This is a genomic window from Microbacterium sp. CCNWLW41, assembly GCF_037083505.1.
Genome location: NZ_JBAOJP010000001.1, coordinates 752,444 through 766,279, shown reverse-complemented (window position 1 = coordinate 766,279; position 13,836 = coordinate 752,444). Strand labels below are relative to the sequence as shown.

The following is a 13,836-nucleotide window of genomic DNA, read 5'->3' as shown; positions in this document are numbered from 1 at the left end:
CACGTGACCCCCGAGCCGAGGCATCCCGCATCCCATCGACCGCTGCGCATCGGCGTGCAGCTGGCGCCCCAGCACGGCTCCTACACGGCCTACCGCGACGCGGTGCTGCGCGCGGAGGAGATGGGCGTGGACGCCATCTTCAACTGGGACCACTTCTTCCCGCTCACCGCGCCGATGGACGCGGAGCACTTCGAGGCCTGGACAGTGCTCGCCGCGATGGCGGAGCAGACCGAGCGGGTCGAGTTCGGCCCACTGGTGAACTGCAGCTCGTACCGCAATCCCGACCTGCAGGCCGACATGGCCCGCACCGTGGATCACATCAGCGCGAGGGCGACCGGGACCGGCCGGCTGATCTTCGGCACCGGCTCGGGGTGGGCCCAGCACGACTACGACGAGTACGGCTACGAGTACGGCACGGTCGGGTCGCGCCTGGATGCCCTCGCCGAGGACCTGCCCCGCATCCGCGCCCGGTGGGACCGGCTGAATCCGGCGCCGACCCGCCGCATCCCGGTGCTCATCGGCGGGCAGGGAGAGCGCAAGACACTGCGCCTGGTCGCGCAGCACGCCGATATCTGGCACACCTTCACGAAGCTCGACGACCTGCCGCGCAAGATCGCCGTGCTCCACGAGTGGTGCGCGCGGGAAGAGCGCGACCCCGCCGATATCGAGTTGTCGACCGGCTACACGATCCGCGGATTCGGGCCGCTGCTGGAGACGGATGCCCCGGCCCGCCTGTACGAGCTCGGGTTCCGGCTCATCATCCCTGCCATCGACGGACCCGAGTACGACCTGTCGCCGCTCGTCCCCCTCCTGGAGTGGCGGAGCCTCGTCAACGGCTTCCGTCCCTGAGAATCACGCGTGGTGCACGACGCGCGCCGGGGCGGGCGGGTGCCACACTGAGCCCGTGGACTCGACTCTCCTTGCCAACCTGTCGTGGTCGCTCGCCGCGCTCGTGCACGCCGCGATCGTCATCACCGCCCTCATCGTCATCCCGCGCGGGCGCAAGCCGACGGCCGCGATGGCGTGGATCCTGCTCATCGTGGTGCTCCCCGGGCTGGGGGTGGTGCTGTACCTCGTCATCGGCAACTTCCGGCTCCCGCAGCGCCGGCGCGCGGAGCAGGCGCGCATCGACGGCCTCATCCGCAGCCGCGTGAACTCGAACGGCCTGCAGGCCTCCGACACCCGATGGCCGCGGTGGTTCCAGCGCGTGGTCGAGCAGAACGAGAACCTCACGGCGCTGCCGGCGTCGTCGGGCAACGAGGCGACGCTGTACGGGGACTACCAGGCGTCGATCGACGCCATGGCGGCCGAGATCGACACCGCCCGCAGCTTCGTGCACGTCGAGTTCTTCATCGTCGCGTGGGACGACACCACCCGCGGCTTCTTCTCCGCGATGGAGCGGGCGGTCTCGCGCGGGGTGACGGTGCGCCTTCTCGCCGACTACGTGGCCACGCGGCGGCTCGCCAACGCGAAGGCGACGTTCGCTGAGCTGGATCGCATCGGCGTGACGTGGTCGTGGATGCTCCCCGTCGAGCCGTTCAAGGGGAAGTACCAGCGACCCGACCTGCGCAACCACCGCAAGATCGTCGTCGTCGACGGGCGGGTCGGATTCATGGGGTCGCAGAACCTCATCGACCGCAGCTACGATTCCCCGAAGAATATCAAGCGAGGCCTCAAGTGGCAGGAGCTGATGACCCGGCTCTCCGGACCGGTGGTGGCCGCGGTCAATGCGGTCTTCCTCTCGGACTGGCTCATCGAGACCGGCGAGGATCTGTCGGCCACGGCGCACGTGCCGGCCGGCCGGCTGGAGGCATCCGATGCGCCAGATGCGCTGGTGTGCCAGGTGGTGCCGAGCGGTCCCGGCTACGACACCGAGAACAACCTGCGCCTGTTCCTCTCGCTCATCTACGGCGCCACCGAGAAGGTCATCCTCACGAGTCCCTACTTCGTCCCCGACGAGGCCATGGTCTACGCCATCACGACGGCGTGCCAGCGCGGCCTCGAGGTGCAGCTGTTCGTCTCCGAGATCGGCGACCAGTTCATGGTGTGGCACGCGCAGCGGTCGTACTACACCGCCCTGCTCGAGGCGGGCGTGCGCATCTTCCTCTACCCCGCGCCGTTCATCCTGCACTCGAAGCACTTCTCGATCGACGACGACATCGCCGTGATCGGGTCGAGCAACATGGACATCCGCTCGTTCAGCCTCAACAGCGAGGTGTCGCTCATGGTGCGCGGCGCGTCGTTCGTCACCGCGATGCGCGAGGTGGAGCAGGCGTACCGCGACGCGGGCCGCGAGCTCACCCTGGAGGAATGGCGTCGCGAGCCCGCGCGGGCCACGTTCCTCGACGGCCTGATGCGCCTCACGTCCGCGCTGAACTGACCGCGGGCCGTCCGGTCTTCGCGCGCGTCAGACCTTGAGGTCCTGGCGGGGCACGACGACCTCGCGGATGATGAGGAGGATCGAGGCCATCACGGGCAGGGCGACCAGCACGCCGACGATCCCCGCGAGCGCGCCGCCGGCCAGGGCGCCGATCAGCACGAGGGCGGCGGGGATCTCGATCGCCTTGTTCATGACCCGCGGGCTGATGACGTACGACTCGAGCTGGATGTAGACGAGGTACGCGACGAAGAAGATCAGCGCCTGCGTGGGGCTCGTGAACAGCGCGATGACCGACGCGAAGATCCAGAAGATGACCGAGCCGAACAGCGGGATGAGGGTGACGACGAACGCGATCACCGCCATGAGCGCGGGGAACGGCAGCTGGATGACCAGGTGCAGCACGAAGACGGCGGCCGCGTTGAGCGACGAGAGGATGACCGAGCCGATGAGGGCGCTTCCGACCGAGCCGGTGATGCGCTCGGTGAGGTCCTCCAGCCGCGGGCGATTGCGCGCCGGCGCCAGCGAGTAGAGGGCGCGCTTGGCCGCCGTCAGCGACGCGAGGAAGTAGAGGGTGAGGGCGATGACGATGAAGCTCGCCGAGATCGCGGCGACGAAGCCGACCCCGACCGCCAGCACTCCGCCACCCAGCATCGCGAGGGTCGACGGCGCGGAGATCCAGGATGCCACCTGCTCGAGCGCGCCCAGCACCGCGACCTGGGCGTCCGGGGCCAGCCGCGCGAACCACTCGGACGCGGGGATGTTCTCGACGAGCTCGGGGATCGCCTGCACGAGCTGCACGACCTGGGCGATGACGGGCGGCAGCACGAACACGAAGACCGCGACCATCACGAGGGCGAAACCGCAGAAGACGATCGCGATGCCGATGCTGCGCTTGACGCGGTGACGTTCCAGCATGCGCACCAGCGGGTCCAGCCCGACCGCCAGGAACATCGCGAGGATGATGTAGACGAGGATCGTCGAGATCGAGCCGATCGCCGACCCCAGTACGAGCGCCGCGAGCACGCCGATCGTCACGAGGAAGCCGGTCGCCAGCGGGTGGTCGAGCGCCGCGCTGATGCGGGCCAAGCCTCGCGGCCGCTCATCGACCGGCGCACCGGCGACACCCGAGTCGGCGAGGACTGGTTCATCGGTCATGGGGACATGATGCCCCCAAGACGCCCGCAAATCGTCTAAATCGCGTCATGTGATCCGCGTGGAATCGGAGGTAGTCTCACCGCCAAGGGCCCCCGCCGCCGAGGCGGGCGCTCATCTCACAGCGACGGGCGCTGCCCGTCCCGACGATTGGACCCCTGGCATGGGTGGCAGTATCTGGGACCTGATTCTCTGGTTCTTCTGGATCTTCGTGTTCGTGGCCTACCTGATGGTCGTGTTCTCGATCATCGCCGACATCTTCCGCGACGACTCGCTGAACGGCTGGCTGAAGGCCGTCTGGATCATCTTCCTGATCTTCCTGCCCTTCCTCACCGCGCTGATCTACCTGATCGCACGCGGGAACGGCATGCAGAAGCGGTCGATCGAGCAGGCCCAGGCCATGCGCTCCGCGCAGGACGCCTACATCCGTCAGACGGCGGGGACGACGACCAGCGCGGCCGACGACATCGCCAAGGCCAAGACCCTGCTGGATTCCGGCGCGATCACGCAGGCCGAGTTCGACGCCCTCAAGGCGAAGGCGCTGGCGGCCTAGCCGCCACGGATCAGGAGGACTGACATGACGACATTCGACTACGGGCCCATCGAGTTCTATGCGATCGCGTTCGACGGCGACCGGCCGGGCCCTGCCGTGCTGCAGGCGATCGACGACCTCGTGGACTCCGGTACGGTCAACCTGCTCGACCTCGTGTTCGCGCGGCGTTCACCCGAGGGCGAGATCGAGGTGCTGGAGCTCTCCGACACGGTCGATGACGGCGCCCCCGCTCTCGACCTCGCGGGCCTCGCCGGCCAGGACGACATCCTCTACCTCGCCGAGAGCCTCGAGCCCGGCAAGTCGGCGGCGATCCTCGTCGTCGAGCTGCTGTGGGCGAAGTCCTTCGCGGCCGCGCTGTTCGACGCCGGCGGCGCCGTCATCGCCCGCGAGGGCATCCCCGCACCCGTCGTCAACGCGTTCCTCTCCGAGCACGCGGACTGAAGGAGGAGAAAGACATGCCACTGGGAAGAATGGGCCGCCCCGGCCTCATCGGAATGGCCGCCCGCACGGCGGTGGTCGCCGGCACTGCGACCGCCGTCTCGGGGCGCGTCCAGCACCGCCAGCAGGAGAAGTACTACGAGCAGTCGCAGCAGGAGGCCTATGAGGCCGCCCAGCAGCAGGCCGCCATGGACCAGGCCGCAGCCCAGGCCGTCGCCAACGCCCAGGCCGCTCAGGCGCCTGCGCCGGCGGCGCCGGCCGCGGGCGACGACATGATGGCCAAGCTCGGCCAGCTCGCCCAGCTGCACGCGCAGGGGATCCTCTCGGACGAGGAGTTCACCGCCGCGAAGGCCAAGCTGCTCGGCTGACCGCTGCACGCCGGAGGGCCGCTTCCCTGGGGGGCGGCCCTCGCCGTTCCGGCGCGGCGCGCAGCCGCTCAGCCGCCCGGCCGGTCGTCCCCGCCGTCGCCGATCCCGTCCGGATGATGGTGTCCGCCTCCCCCACCGCCGGTCGGAGGGTTCCCGGACGGCCGTCCGCCGGGTCCGGCATCACCGCCCGGAGGTCGCGCGGACAGCTCCTCGATCCGCGCCATGAGCGCACGCACCTGGGCGCGGGTCGCGGGCTCCTGGTCGTCGCGATCGCGGGCGGCCCGCTCGAGCACCCACGACGCCAGCGTCGCGGTGATGACGCCGGCCAGCGCCACTCCGCCCAGCATCAGGCCCACGCCCACCCATCGCCCGGCATCCGTCACCGGCACGTAGTCGCCGAAACCCGTCGTCGTCACCGTGACGCACGACCACCAGAGGGCGATCGCGAACGACGTGATGTCGGCATCCGGCGCGTGACGCTCGGCCTCGAGCACCGCCAGCGACGCGATGTAGACGAGGATGGCCGAGGCACCGGCGCCGTAGACGAGGATGCGGGTGCGCAGCACCCCGCCGGCCGTGGTTCTCAGGCCCGGCATCAGCGTGAGCACCCGCAGCAGACGCACCAGGCGCAGCACAGGGATGAGGGCGAACGTCAGCGCGGCGAGGTGGGTGCGGAACCAGGTGCGACGGTCCTCCGCCAGCATGAGCCGGACGAGATAGTCGACGATGAACATCGCCCACGTGACGAACACGACCGTCGTCGCGATCGTGCGGGCCGTCCCGTCGAGGTCGGCGATCACCCGCCACGAGTACGCCACCAGGTAGGCGAGCCCGGCGATGACGAGCACCGTCTCGGTGCGTGCGTGCCAGGTTCGCTCGTCCACAGCCGAATCATGGCGCATGGGGCCGCGCGACGGCCCGCAGGCGCGCCCGCGCGCCGGGATCGCACCGCGCATCGCTCGCGATCCGCGCGTCCCGGCCGCTAGGGTGTGGCCATGTCGGGCCCCACCGCGCCCTCGCCGGAGCCGGCCGCAGCACCGGCGCCGCGGCTCACCGTCCGCCGCCTCGTGCTGCTGTCCATCCCCGCGATCCTCATCGGCGTGCTGTCGGCGCTCACGCTCCGGGTGCTCGAGGAGATCGCCGACCGGCTCGAGGATGTGCTGTGGACGAGCATCCCGGGCTCCCTCGGCATCGACCCGGACTCGGGGTGGTGGATCTTCGCCGTCCTCACCGCCACCGGCGTCGCGGTGGGGATGGTGGTGTGGCTCGTGCCCGGGCATGCGGGGCCCGACTCAGCCACCACCGAGCTGGCCGCGACACCGATTCCGCTGTCCGCCCTCCCCGGGCTCGCGGTGGTGCTCATCCTGAGCCTCGCCGGAGGGGTGAGCCTCGGGCCCGAGAACCCGATCATCGCGGTGAACGTCTCGCTGGCGGTGGCCCTCGTCGCCCGCATCGCGCGCGCGGTGCCGGCGCCGCTCGTGGGGGCGCTGGCGATCTCGGCGACGATCGGCGCCCTGTTCGGCACGCCGGTGGCCGCCGCCCTCGTGTTCACCGGCATGGTGGGCGGGTTCGCGATGGGCGGGTCGCTGTGGGACAAGCTGTTCCTGCCGCTCGTCGCCGCAGGAGCGGGTTCGGTCACCACCTTCCTGCTCGGCGGCGGCTTCGGCGCGGCGGCGCCGTTCGCGCCCTACGGCACACCGCAGCCGCTCGATCTGCTCCGCGGCGCGCTCATCGCGTGCGCGGCCGCCGCGTTCGCGCTGGTCGGCGTCTACCTCTTCCCCCTCGTGCACCGCGCCTTCCACGCGCTGCGGCATCCGCTCCTCTTCACCGTCGCCGGGGGCATCGTACTGGGCGCCCTCGGCGCGATCGGCGGACCCCTCACCCTGTTCAAGGGGCTGGATCAGAGCGCCGAGCTCCTCGCCGACCCGGGCGACCACCCACCGGCACAGCTCGTGCTGATCCTGCTCGTCAAGCTGGCGGCGCTCGTCGTCGCGGCATCCGCCGGCTTCCGCGGCGGGCGGATCTTCCCCGCGGTCTTCCTCGGAGTGGCGGCGGGACTCCTCGGCAGCGCCCTCGTGCCGGGCATGTCCCCCTCGCTCGCAGTGGCCTGCGGCGTGCTGGGCGTGGTGATCGCCATCGCCCGCGACGGCTGGGTCGCGCTGTTCGTGGCGGTGGCGATGGTGGACGACATCACGGTGCTGCCGATGCTCTGCATCATCGTGCTGCCGGCGTGGCTGGCGGTCACGTGGGCGCGGCCGATGCTGATCACGCCCGAGGACCTCGCCCGCGAGCGGTCGCCCGCCGCCCTGCCGTGGGAACGCCGATCGGCGGGGCACGGTACGTCGGCCACCCGGGACTGATCAGCCGGCTGCGGGCGCGCGCGAGTCCTGCTCGAGGGCAGCGGCGTTGCGGATGAACAGCACGATCCACGTGAAGACCAGGATGCCGGCGACCAGCTCCACCGCCGTGAGCGTGTAGTAGCCGGCGAAGAAGAACCCCGCCAGCACGAGCGTGACCCCGAGGAACAGCCAGCCGAGCACCACGAACGCGCGCGGGATGCCGGTGATCCATCGGGGCAGCCCGATGACGAGCACGCCGTACGCGACGACCATGCCGGAGGCGACACCGGTGTGCAGGGCGAAGAAATCGTCGACGGGGAACAACCCGACCAGCCCGAGGAACACTCCGACCACGATCAGGCTGACCCGAACCCGCCCGACGCCCTTCGGGTTGTCGGTGGGGATGCCGCGTGTGGAGTACCGCGCGAGCGTCGTCACCAGGAAGCCGGCGACGATGATCGTGATGTTGAAGGCGAAGGCCGACACGTTCGACGACATGCCGAGGGCGCTCAGGTTGTCCTTCCACCAGTCCGGGTCGCTGGCGGTGAGCATGCTGGCGAGGACTCCGAACACCAGGAACACGGCGAGGACGGCGGCGAGCAGCTGCAGGTCCATGTGGCTCGCCGAGTAGAAGGCGACGTACCCGCTCGCCGCCGCCGCCGCGCCGCTGAGGAGGATCGCCGCCACGGGGAACACCTGAGCGCCGATGAACGCCTGCTCCAGGATGACCGCCAGAAGCGTCCAGCCCAGGAGCGCGATGACGCCGTGCGCGAAGGCGAGGGCCGCGACGTCGAGGTAGTCCAGCACGCTGAACCGGCTGCGGCCGTCGCGCACGTGGACCGCGAACCGGCCGGCGATCACCGCGGCGAGCGCCGTGACGCCCGAGGCGATCGCGGCGAACTGTCCAGCAGACCCGGGCCCGGCGATCGGCGCGGGCTGGAGCCCGAACGCCGCGAGGGCGGCCAGCCCGACGACGACGAACGCGAGCGCGCCGACGCCGAGGGCGAGGGATTCCAGCGAGCGCTCGCTGGAGGCGTCGAGCAACAGCGTCGCGGTGAGGCTGCGCCGCGTCGCGGGCTCGTCGGGGACCTTCGAGTCGAGTGAGGTCTGGGTCATGACTGCCTCCGGGTGCGAGGGTGAGCGAGGGGTCGGGTCAGGAAGGAGGGACGGCGTCTCGCGCCGCGGAAGCGGGGGTCGCGGTGCGGTCGCCGGAGAGCCAGCGCAGCCACAGCGTGCCCGGATCGCCCTCGAGGACGAGCGCCCGGACGAAGAGCGTGAGCGGGATGGACAGGATCGCGCCGAGCGGGCCGATGACGAAGGTCCAGAAGATCACCGAGAAGAAGCTCAGCGTGAGGCTGAGGTCCACGGCGTCGCTGACGAACTTCGGCTGCACGAGCACCTGCAGCACGACGTTGACGACGCTGTAGACCGCGATCACCGCGAGCAGCAGCGGCCAGCCGCCCACGACGAACGCGAGCACCGCGGGCGGGATCAGGCCCAGGACGAAGCCGATGTTCGGGATGAAGTTCGTCACGAACGCCAGCACCGCCCACACGATCGGCGCCGGCACGCCCAAGGCCCACAGGGCAAGTCCGTCGATGATCGCCACGACGGCGCCGAACGACGCGTTCACGACGTAGTAGCGACGGATGCCGCGGTTCAGGCGCCGGACCCGCGCGAGCACCGGTCGGCGCTCGGCGCCGAACACGCGCTCCGCGTCGCGATACCGTGCCGCGTCGGCCCCCGTGAAGATGATGTACGAGACGACGAAGAAGAGCGCCGTCAGGACGGCGAGCACCGTCCCCCCGAAACTCGAGAAGAGCTGCACGAGCGCCTGCGGATCGAGGACGGAGGCCGCGGCATCCGTCGCCTCCTGGGCGAGCCCTGCCGACGCGAGCCAGGCGCGGAAGTCGTCGACGCCGCCACGCAGCTGGTCGAGGTAGTCCCTGACGAGCTGCGCGAACTCCGCGCCGGCCACCCACAGCAGCAGTCCCATCAGCGCCAGCACCAGGTAGGCGACGAGGATGACCGCGGTGGTGCCCGCCCACCGCGGCCAGCCGCGGCGATCGAGCGGGCGGCGGACGGGCTCGCAGATCACGACGAGCACGATGCCCAGCGCGAGCGGCCCGACCAGCTCGCGCGCGAAGTACACGCCCGCGAGCACGATCACGGACGCCGCCAGCACGATCAGCACCCTCGCACCCGGCGACAGCACGGGTGCCGGCGGGGCGGGCGGCGCAGCGCGGGTCACGGCGTCAGGGTACCGAGGTCTTCGCACCGCGGCGGGAACGGCGCGCTCGCATCGTGGGCGCCGGGCCGCGCTCCCTGTCGCGCATGCGTCCGGTGATGCCACACTGAGCGCATGTCACTGACCGAGACGAGCCCGATCGCCCAGAGCTGGGCGGCCCCGCGATCGCTGCAGCAGCACCTCGACGACGGCCGTGCGGCGCGCGAGCGGACGCCGCGCGAGTCCCTGGCCGTCCTGCCGACCGGCGAGCGCGATCCGATGGGGATCCTCGACGCGCAGGACGAGACGCGCGTTCCCGAGCTGGTCCCGATCCGCACGGAGCGCATGGCGGCGAACCCGTTCGCGTTCTATCGCGGCACCGCGGCGCTCATGGCGGCAGACCTCGGCCGCTCACCGAGCACCGATCTGCTCGTCGGGTCGTGCGGCGACGCGCACGTGGCCAACTTCGGCCTGTACGGGTCGCCGCAGCGCACCCTCGTGTTCGACCTGAACGACTTCGACGAGGCCGCGTGGGCGCCCTGGGAGTGGGACCTCAAGCGCCTCGTCACGAGCATCGTCATCGCCGGCCAGTCCACGTCGCGCGACGACCGGGTGATCCGCGACGCGGCGCTCGAGGCGGTGCGCACCTACGCACGGTCGCTGCGCGCCGGCGCCAAGCGCAGCCCGCTGAAGCGCTACTACGACCGGTTCGATGCGCTCGCGGCCGAGGAGGCCGCGGACGCCGAGACCCGCGACGTCATCGCCGGCGCCGTCCGCGACGCCGAGCGGCGCACCGGCAAGCGCGCCGCCCGGAAGCTCACCACGTTCGACGACGACGGGCGCATCGTGTTCGTCGAGTCGCCGCCCACCATGACGCACGTCGGCGCGCTGATGGAGGGCCGCGTGCTGAGCGTGCTCGACCAGTTCCGCGAGTCGGTGAGCGTCGACATCCGCGCCCTCCTCCAGAAGTACTCGCTCTCGGACGTGTCGCTGCGGGTGGTGGGCGTCGGCAGCGTCGGCACGCGCTGCTTCCTGCTGTCGATGCAGGACGGCGACGACGGGGTGCTCATCCTGCAGGGCAAGGAGGCCGGCCGCAGCGTCCTCATCGAGCACGGCGGCATCGAGCAGCCGCCCGGGGTGACCCGCTACATCGAGCAGCACGGCGAGGGCGGTCGCGTCGTGGCGATGCAGCGCATCCTGCAGGCCGTCTCGGACCCGTTCCTCGGCCACGTGCGCCGCTCGCCGGAGGGAGCCCAGCGCGACTTCTACGTGCGGCAGTTCCACGACATGAAGGGCGGCTTCGAGATCGACACGCTCGACGACGTCCCCTTCCGGTGGTACGCCGACGCGTGCGCGGCGACGCTCGCCCGTGCGCACGGGCAGTCGCCCGACGCGGCCACGGTCTCGGGCTACGTCGGCCGCGGCAAGGCCGTGGGCGAGGCGATCCTGGAGTGGGCGTACGCGTACGCCGCGCTCTCGTACGCCGACTGGGAGCTCTTCCGCCGGCACCGCAACGTCGACGCGGTCTGACGGCGGCCCTGGCGGCGGCGTGCGTACACAGCGTCGGGGGTCTGTGCAGACACGCCGGAGCACGGATGCCGCGGCCCGGCGTGTCGCCGAGAACCTCCGATTCCGTGCCCGGCGTCAGGCGGACGGCGGGTGGGACTCGAGCCACTCCCGTCCGACGCGCTTGGTGACCTTGAGCAGCCAGGCGTCGGTGATCACCTCGCGCAGGTGATCGGCGGCGATGGCGTCGAGCCGCACGAGCACCGCGGGAAAGCCGTCGAAGTGCGGGATGGTGAAGAACGCGTCGGGATACGTCTCGAGCAGCGCCTCCTTCACCTGGAGGCCGTCGGTGCGCACGCCCACGATGTCGCCCGCCGGCCAGCTGCGGCCGAGCGCCTCGAGCTGCTCGAGGTCGCGCCGGCTCGGGCCGCGCTGCCAGACGAAGGCGCCGGCCTGTGTGCGCCAGGTCGCCCCGCCGCGGTGCCCGTCGACGCGCTCGACGACGTCCGGCAGGTCGAGCGCGATGGCGCGCACGTCATCGAGGGTCGCCATGCCCCCATGGTGTCGCACCCGTGGCTTCCGCGTAACCGGCTGCACCGGCGCACGGACACCACGGGACCTTCGGCTCACCCGGGCGTGCCCGCACGCTCGTAGCGTGTGCGGTGGAGCCCTCGCGGGCTCGATCCGGAAGTGAGGCACATCATGAAGCGCCTGCCCGTGCAGATCACCCTCGGCGCGGTCGTCCTCGTCGCCGGCGTGCTGCTGTTCATCCAGATCGCCGGGTGGGCGACGATCCCCGGCCCCGTCTGGGCCGCTGTGCTGGCCGTGGCGAGCGGCGCGTTCTGGTACGTGTTCTTCGCCGACGCCGACGCGTGGTGGGCCGCCATCCCCGGTGCGGCGCTCGCCGGCGCCGCCGTCACACCGCTGATGGAACTCGACCCCGACGGACTCGGCCAGTGGACCGAGGTGCCGATGCTGGCCCTGCTCGGCGTCGGCTTTGCGGCGATCTACCTGCGAGACCACCGCCGCTGGTGGGCGATCATCCCGGCCGGGGTGCTGCTGACGCTCTCGATCGTCACCGCCATCGCGGCGGCGGCGAGCGGTCCCGTCGTCGGGGCCGTCTTCCTGACCGGCGCGGCCGTGACGTTCGCACTGGTCGCGCTGCTGCCGGGCGGCCAGACGCGCCGGTGGTGGGCGCTGATCCCTGCCGGGGCGCTCGCGATCGCCGCGCTCGTCGTGCTGGCGGGAGCGTCGGAGTGGCTTCTCGTGCTGAACCTGGCCTGGCCGCTGGCGATCGTGGCCGCCGGCACGTTCATCATCTGGCGCGCGCTGCGCCCCAGCCGCCGCTGAGGCGTCCGCTCAGGATGCCGGACCGCCGGGCCGATCGGCATCGCCGGTCGCCGGCGCGATCGGTGTGCGCGGGCGCCACACGACGATCTCGGTCGCCCGGCGCACGCGGGTGCCGTGCCGCAGCGTCACCACCGAGCCCGTCGAGCCGGCCGCGAAGACGCGCGCACCCGGACGCTTCTCGAGCTCGGCGCGCATGCGGTCCTCGAGGTCGCGCACGCGGCCGTGGAGCTCCTGCACGCGGTTCTCGAGCTCGAGGATGCGCATGATCGCCGGAAGGCCGATGCCGTCGGACGACATGCGCGCGACCTCGCGAAGCTGCTCCACGTGGCGCAGTGAGTACCGCCGGGAGCCGCCCTGCGTGCGGGCGGGCACGACCAGACCCAGCCGGTCGTACTGACGGAGCGTCTGCGGGTGCATGCCCGACAGCTCGGCGGCGACGGCGATCGCGAAGATCGGGGCATCCTCGTCGATCTCGTTCTCGGTCATCATCGTCACCTCCTCACGTCCCGAAACGAGGATGTCAGCCCCGCGCCTTCGTCATGAGGTCGGCGCGCGGGTTCTCCTTCGGCTCCAGGCTCTGGAACCGCTCGAGCGCCTCGCGGGCGGCGTCGTCGAGGTGCGACGGCACGGCCACCTGCACCTCGGCGAGCAGATCGCCGGTGCCCTTGCTCGTCTGCACTCCGCGACCCTTCACCCGCAGCACGCGGCCGGAGGGGGTGCCCGGCGCGACGCGCAGCCGCACCGGGTCGCCGCCGAGGGTCGGCACCTCGATGGTCGCACCCAGCGTCGCCTCGGTGAACGTCACCGGCACGACCACCCGGAGGTTCAGGCCCTCCCGCGTGAAGACCGGATGCGGCCGCACGGCCACCTGCACCACGACGTCGCCGTGCTCGCCGCCGTCGGGCGACGGGCGGCCGCGGCCGCGGAGCCGGATCTTCTGCCCGTCGGACACGCCGGCCGGGATCTTCACCTTGAAGGGCTTGCCGTCGTCGCCCTGGAGCGTGATCGTCTCGCCCTTGGTCGCCGTGATGAAGTCGATCGTCGTGCGCGCCGTGACGTCGGCGCCCCGGGTCGGGCCGCCGTAGCCGCGGAAGCCCCCGCTCGGCTGCCCGAACCGGCCCGTGCCGAACCCGGTGCCGCGCTGCTGCTGATTGAACATCGCGAAGATGTCGTCGAAGTCCTCGGCGGACTGGTACCGGGCACCGCGGCCCTGGTTGAACATCGAGAAGACATCCTCGAAGCCCCCGGCGCCGCCCTGGCCGCCCGCGGTGAAGCGGGCACCCGAGCCCATTGCGCGGATCTGGTCGTACTCCTTGCGCTGCTCGGGGTCGGAGAGCACCGAGTACGCCTCGCTGACCTCCTTGAACTTCGCCTCGGCGGCCGCGTCACCCTGGTTGGAGTCGGGGTGGTACCGGCGGGCGAGCTTGCGGTACGTCTTCTTCAGGTCCGCCTCGCTGACGTCCTTGGCGACGCCGAGCACCGAGTAGAAGTCCTTGTCGAACCAGTCCTGACTGGCCATGGAT

Annotated in this window: 15 protein-coding genes; 8 read left to right on the top strand and 7 right to left on the bottom strand. The window is 71.3% G+C overall.

Annotated elements, in window-relative coordinates:
• The first annotated feature begins 3 nt into the window (after positions 1-3).
• Together V6R91_RS03385 and cls are read left to right on the top strand one after the other, a co-directional pair.
• Positions 4-849, top strand: coding sequence for an LLM class F420-dependent oxidoreductase (locus V6R91_RS03385; RefSeq protein ID WP_336394172.1), 846 nt, complete (start codon positions 4-6; stop codon positions 847-849).
• 55 nt (positions 850-904) lie between these two features.
• On the top strand, positions 905-2,380 hold the full coding sequence (gene cls, locus V6R91_RS03380) for a cardiolipin synthase (protein WP_336394171.1): 1,476 nt from the start codon (positions 905-907) through the stop codon (positions 2,378-2,380).
• A gap of 27 nt (positions 2,381-2,407) precedes the next feature.
• On the opposite strand, the gene V6R91_RS03375 is transcribed toward cls, so the two are convergent.
• On the bottom strand, positions 2,408-3,535 hold the full coding sequence (locus V6R91_RS03375) for an AI-2E family transporter (protein WP_336394170.1): 1,128 nt from the start codon (positions 3,533-3,535) through the stop codon (positions 2,408-2,410).
• 160 nt (positions 3,536-3,695) lie between these two features.
• On the opposite strand from V6R91_RS03375, the gene V6R91_RS03370 reads away from it, so the two are divergent.
• Genes V6R91_RS03370 through V6R91_RS03360 form a run of 3 tightly spaced genes read left to right on the top strand, consistent with a single transcriptional unit; the run spans position 3,696 to position 4,891 of the window.
• On the top strand, positions 3,696-4,085 hold the full coding sequence (locus V6R91_RS03370; RefSeq protein ID WP_336394169.1) for an SHOCT domain-containing protein: 390 nt from the start codon (positions 3,696-3,698) through the stop codon (positions 4,083-4,085).
• Between the two features lie 24 nt (positions 4,086-4,109).
• Positions 4,110-4,526: a DUF6325 family protein gene (locus tag V6R91_RS03365; protein WP_336394168.1), complete on the top strand. Its 417-nt coding sequence runs from the start codon at positions 4,110-4,112 to the stop codon at positions 4,524-4,526.
• Positions 4,527-4,555: 29 nt separating this feature from the next.
• Complete coding sequence (locus V6R91_RS03360) at positions 4,556-4,891, top strand: SHOCT domain-containing protein (RefSeq protein WP_336395032.1); 336 nt, start codon at positions 4,556-4,558, stop codon at positions 4,889-4,891.
• A gap of 68 nt (positions 4,892-4,959) precedes the next feature.
• On the opposite strand, the gene V6R91_RS03355 is transcribed toward V6R91_RS03360, so the two are convergent.
• On the bottom strand, positions 4,960-5,775 hold the full coding sequence (locus tag V6R91_RS03355; protein ID WP_336394167.1) for a potassium channel family protein: 816 nt from the start codon (positions 5,773-5,775) through the stop codon (positions 4,960-4,962).
• Between the two features lie 111 nt (positions 5,776-5,886).
• On the opposite strand from V6R91_RS03355, the gene V6R91_RS03350 reads away from it, so the two are divergent.
• Positions 5,887-7,251 carry an ion channel protein gene (locus V6R91_RS03350; protein ID WP_336394166.1) on the top strand — a complete coding sequence of 455 codons (1,365 nt, stop codon included), beginning with the start codon at positions 5,887-5,889 and terminating at the stop codon, positions 7,249-7,251.
• On the opposite strand, the gene V6R91_RS03345 is transcribed toward V6R91_RS03350, so the two are convergent.
• Complete coding sequence (locus tag V6R91_RS03345) at positions 7,252-8,346, bottom strand: DUF998 domain-containing protein (RefSeq protein ID WP_336394165.1); 1,095 nt, start codon at positions 8,344-8,346, stop codon at positions 7,252-7,254.
• Between the two features lie 37 nt (positions 8,347-8,383).
• Positions 8,384-9,481 (bottom strand): AI-2E family transporter, encoded by a 1,098-nt coding sequence (locus V6R91_RS03340; protein ID WP_336394164.1) that lies wholly within the window; start codon positions 9,479-9,481, stop codon positions 8,384-8,386.
• Between the two features lie 111 nt (positions 9,482-9,592).
• On the opposite strand from V6R91_RS03340, the gene V6R91_RS03335 reads away from it, so the two are divergent.
• Positions 9,593-10,987 carry a DUF2252 domain-containing protein gene (locus V6R91_RS03335; RefSeq protein WP_336394163.1) on the top strand — a complete coding sequence of 465 codons (1,395 nt, stop codon included), beginning with the start codon at positions 9,593-9,595 and terminating at the stop codon, positions 10,985-10,987.
• 114 nt (positions 10,988-11,101) lie between these two features.
• On the opposite strand, the gene V6R91_RS03330 is transcribed toward V6R91_RS03335, so the two are convergent.
• Positions 11,102-11,515, bottom strand: a complete 414-nt coding sequence (locus tag V6R91_RS03330) for an MmcQ/YjbR family DNA-binding protein (RefSeq protein ID WP_336394162.1) — start codon at positions 11,513-11,515, stop codon at positions 11,102-11,104.
• Positions 11,516-11,665: 150 nt separating this feature from the next.
• Here V6R91_RS03330 and V6R91_RS03325 point away from each other — a divergent pair, with 150 nt between their 5' ends.
• A complete protein-coding gene (locus V6R91_RS03325; RefSeq protein WP_336394161.1) occupies positions 11,666-12,313 on the top strand; it encodes a hypothetical protein in 648 nt (215 codons plus the stop codon).
• 9 nt (positions 12,314-12,322) lie between these two features.
• On the opposite strand, the gene V6R91_RS03320 is transcribed toward V6R91_RS03325, so the two are convergent.
• Together V6R91_RS03320 and V6R91_RS03315 are read right to left on the bottom strand one after the other, a co-directional pair.
• Complete coding sequence (locus V6R91_RS03320; protein WP_336394160.1) at positions 12,323-12,802, bottom strand: heat shock protein transcriptional repressor HspR; 480 nt, start codon at positions 12,800-12,802, stop codon at positions 12,323-12,325.
• Positions 12,803-12,833: 31 nt separating this feature from the next.
• Positions 12,834-13,832, bottom strand: a complete 999-nt coding sequence (locus V6R91_RS03315) for a DnaJ C-terminal domain-containing protein (RefSeq protein ID WP_336394159.1) — start codon at positions 13,830-13,832, stop codon at positions 12,834-12,836.
• Positions 13,833-13,836 lie beyond the last annotated feature (4 nt).

Bases quoted from the DNA above. Each gene is read 5' to 3' on its own strand.
- V6R91_RS03345 (WP_336394165.1), bottom strand. From the start codon at position 8,346: ATGACCCAGACCTCACTCGACTCGAAGGTCCCCGACGAGCCCGCGACG.
- V6R91_RS03320 (WP_336394160.1), bottom strand. From the start codon at position 12,802: ATGATGACCGAGAACGAGATCGACGAGGATGCCCCGATCTTCGCGATC.
- V6R91_RS03365 (WP_336394168.1), top strand. From the start codon at position 4,110: ATGACGACATTCGACTACGGGCCCATCGAGTTCTATGCGATCGCGTTC.
- V6R91_RS03360 (WP_336395032.1), top strand. From the start codon at position 4,556: ATGGGCCGCCCCGGCCTCATCGGAATGGCCGCCCGCACGGCGGTGGTC.
- V6R91_RS03375 (WP_336394170.1), bottom strand. From the start codon at position 3,535: ATGACCGATGAACCAGTCCTCGCCGACTCGGGTGTCGCCGGTGCGCCG.
- V6R91_RS03315 (WP_336394159.1), bottom strand. From the start codon at position 13,832: ATGGCCAGTCAGGACTGGTTCGACAAGGACTTCTACTCGGTGCTCGGC.
- V6R91_RS03370 (WP_336394169.1), top strand. From the start codon at position 3,696: ATGGGTGGCAGTATCTGGGACCTGATTCTCTGGTTCTTCTGGATCTTC.
- V6R91_RS03350 (WP_336394166.1), top strand. From the start codon at position 5,887: ATGTCGGGCCCCACCGCGCCCTCGCCGGAGCCGGCCGCAGCACCGGCG.
- V6R91_RS03325 (WP_336394161.1), top strand. From the start codon at position 11,666: ATGAAGCGCCTGCCCGTGCAGATCACCCTCGGCGCGGTCGTCCTCGTC.
- V6R91_RS03335 (WP_336394163.1), top strand. From the start codon at position 9,593: ATGTCACTGACCGAGACGAGCCCGATCGCCCAGAGCTGGGCGGCCCCG.
- V6R91_RS03330 (WP_336394162.1), bottom strand. From the start codon at position 11,515: ATGGCGACCCTCGATGACGTGCGCGCCATCGCGCTCGACCTGCCGGAC.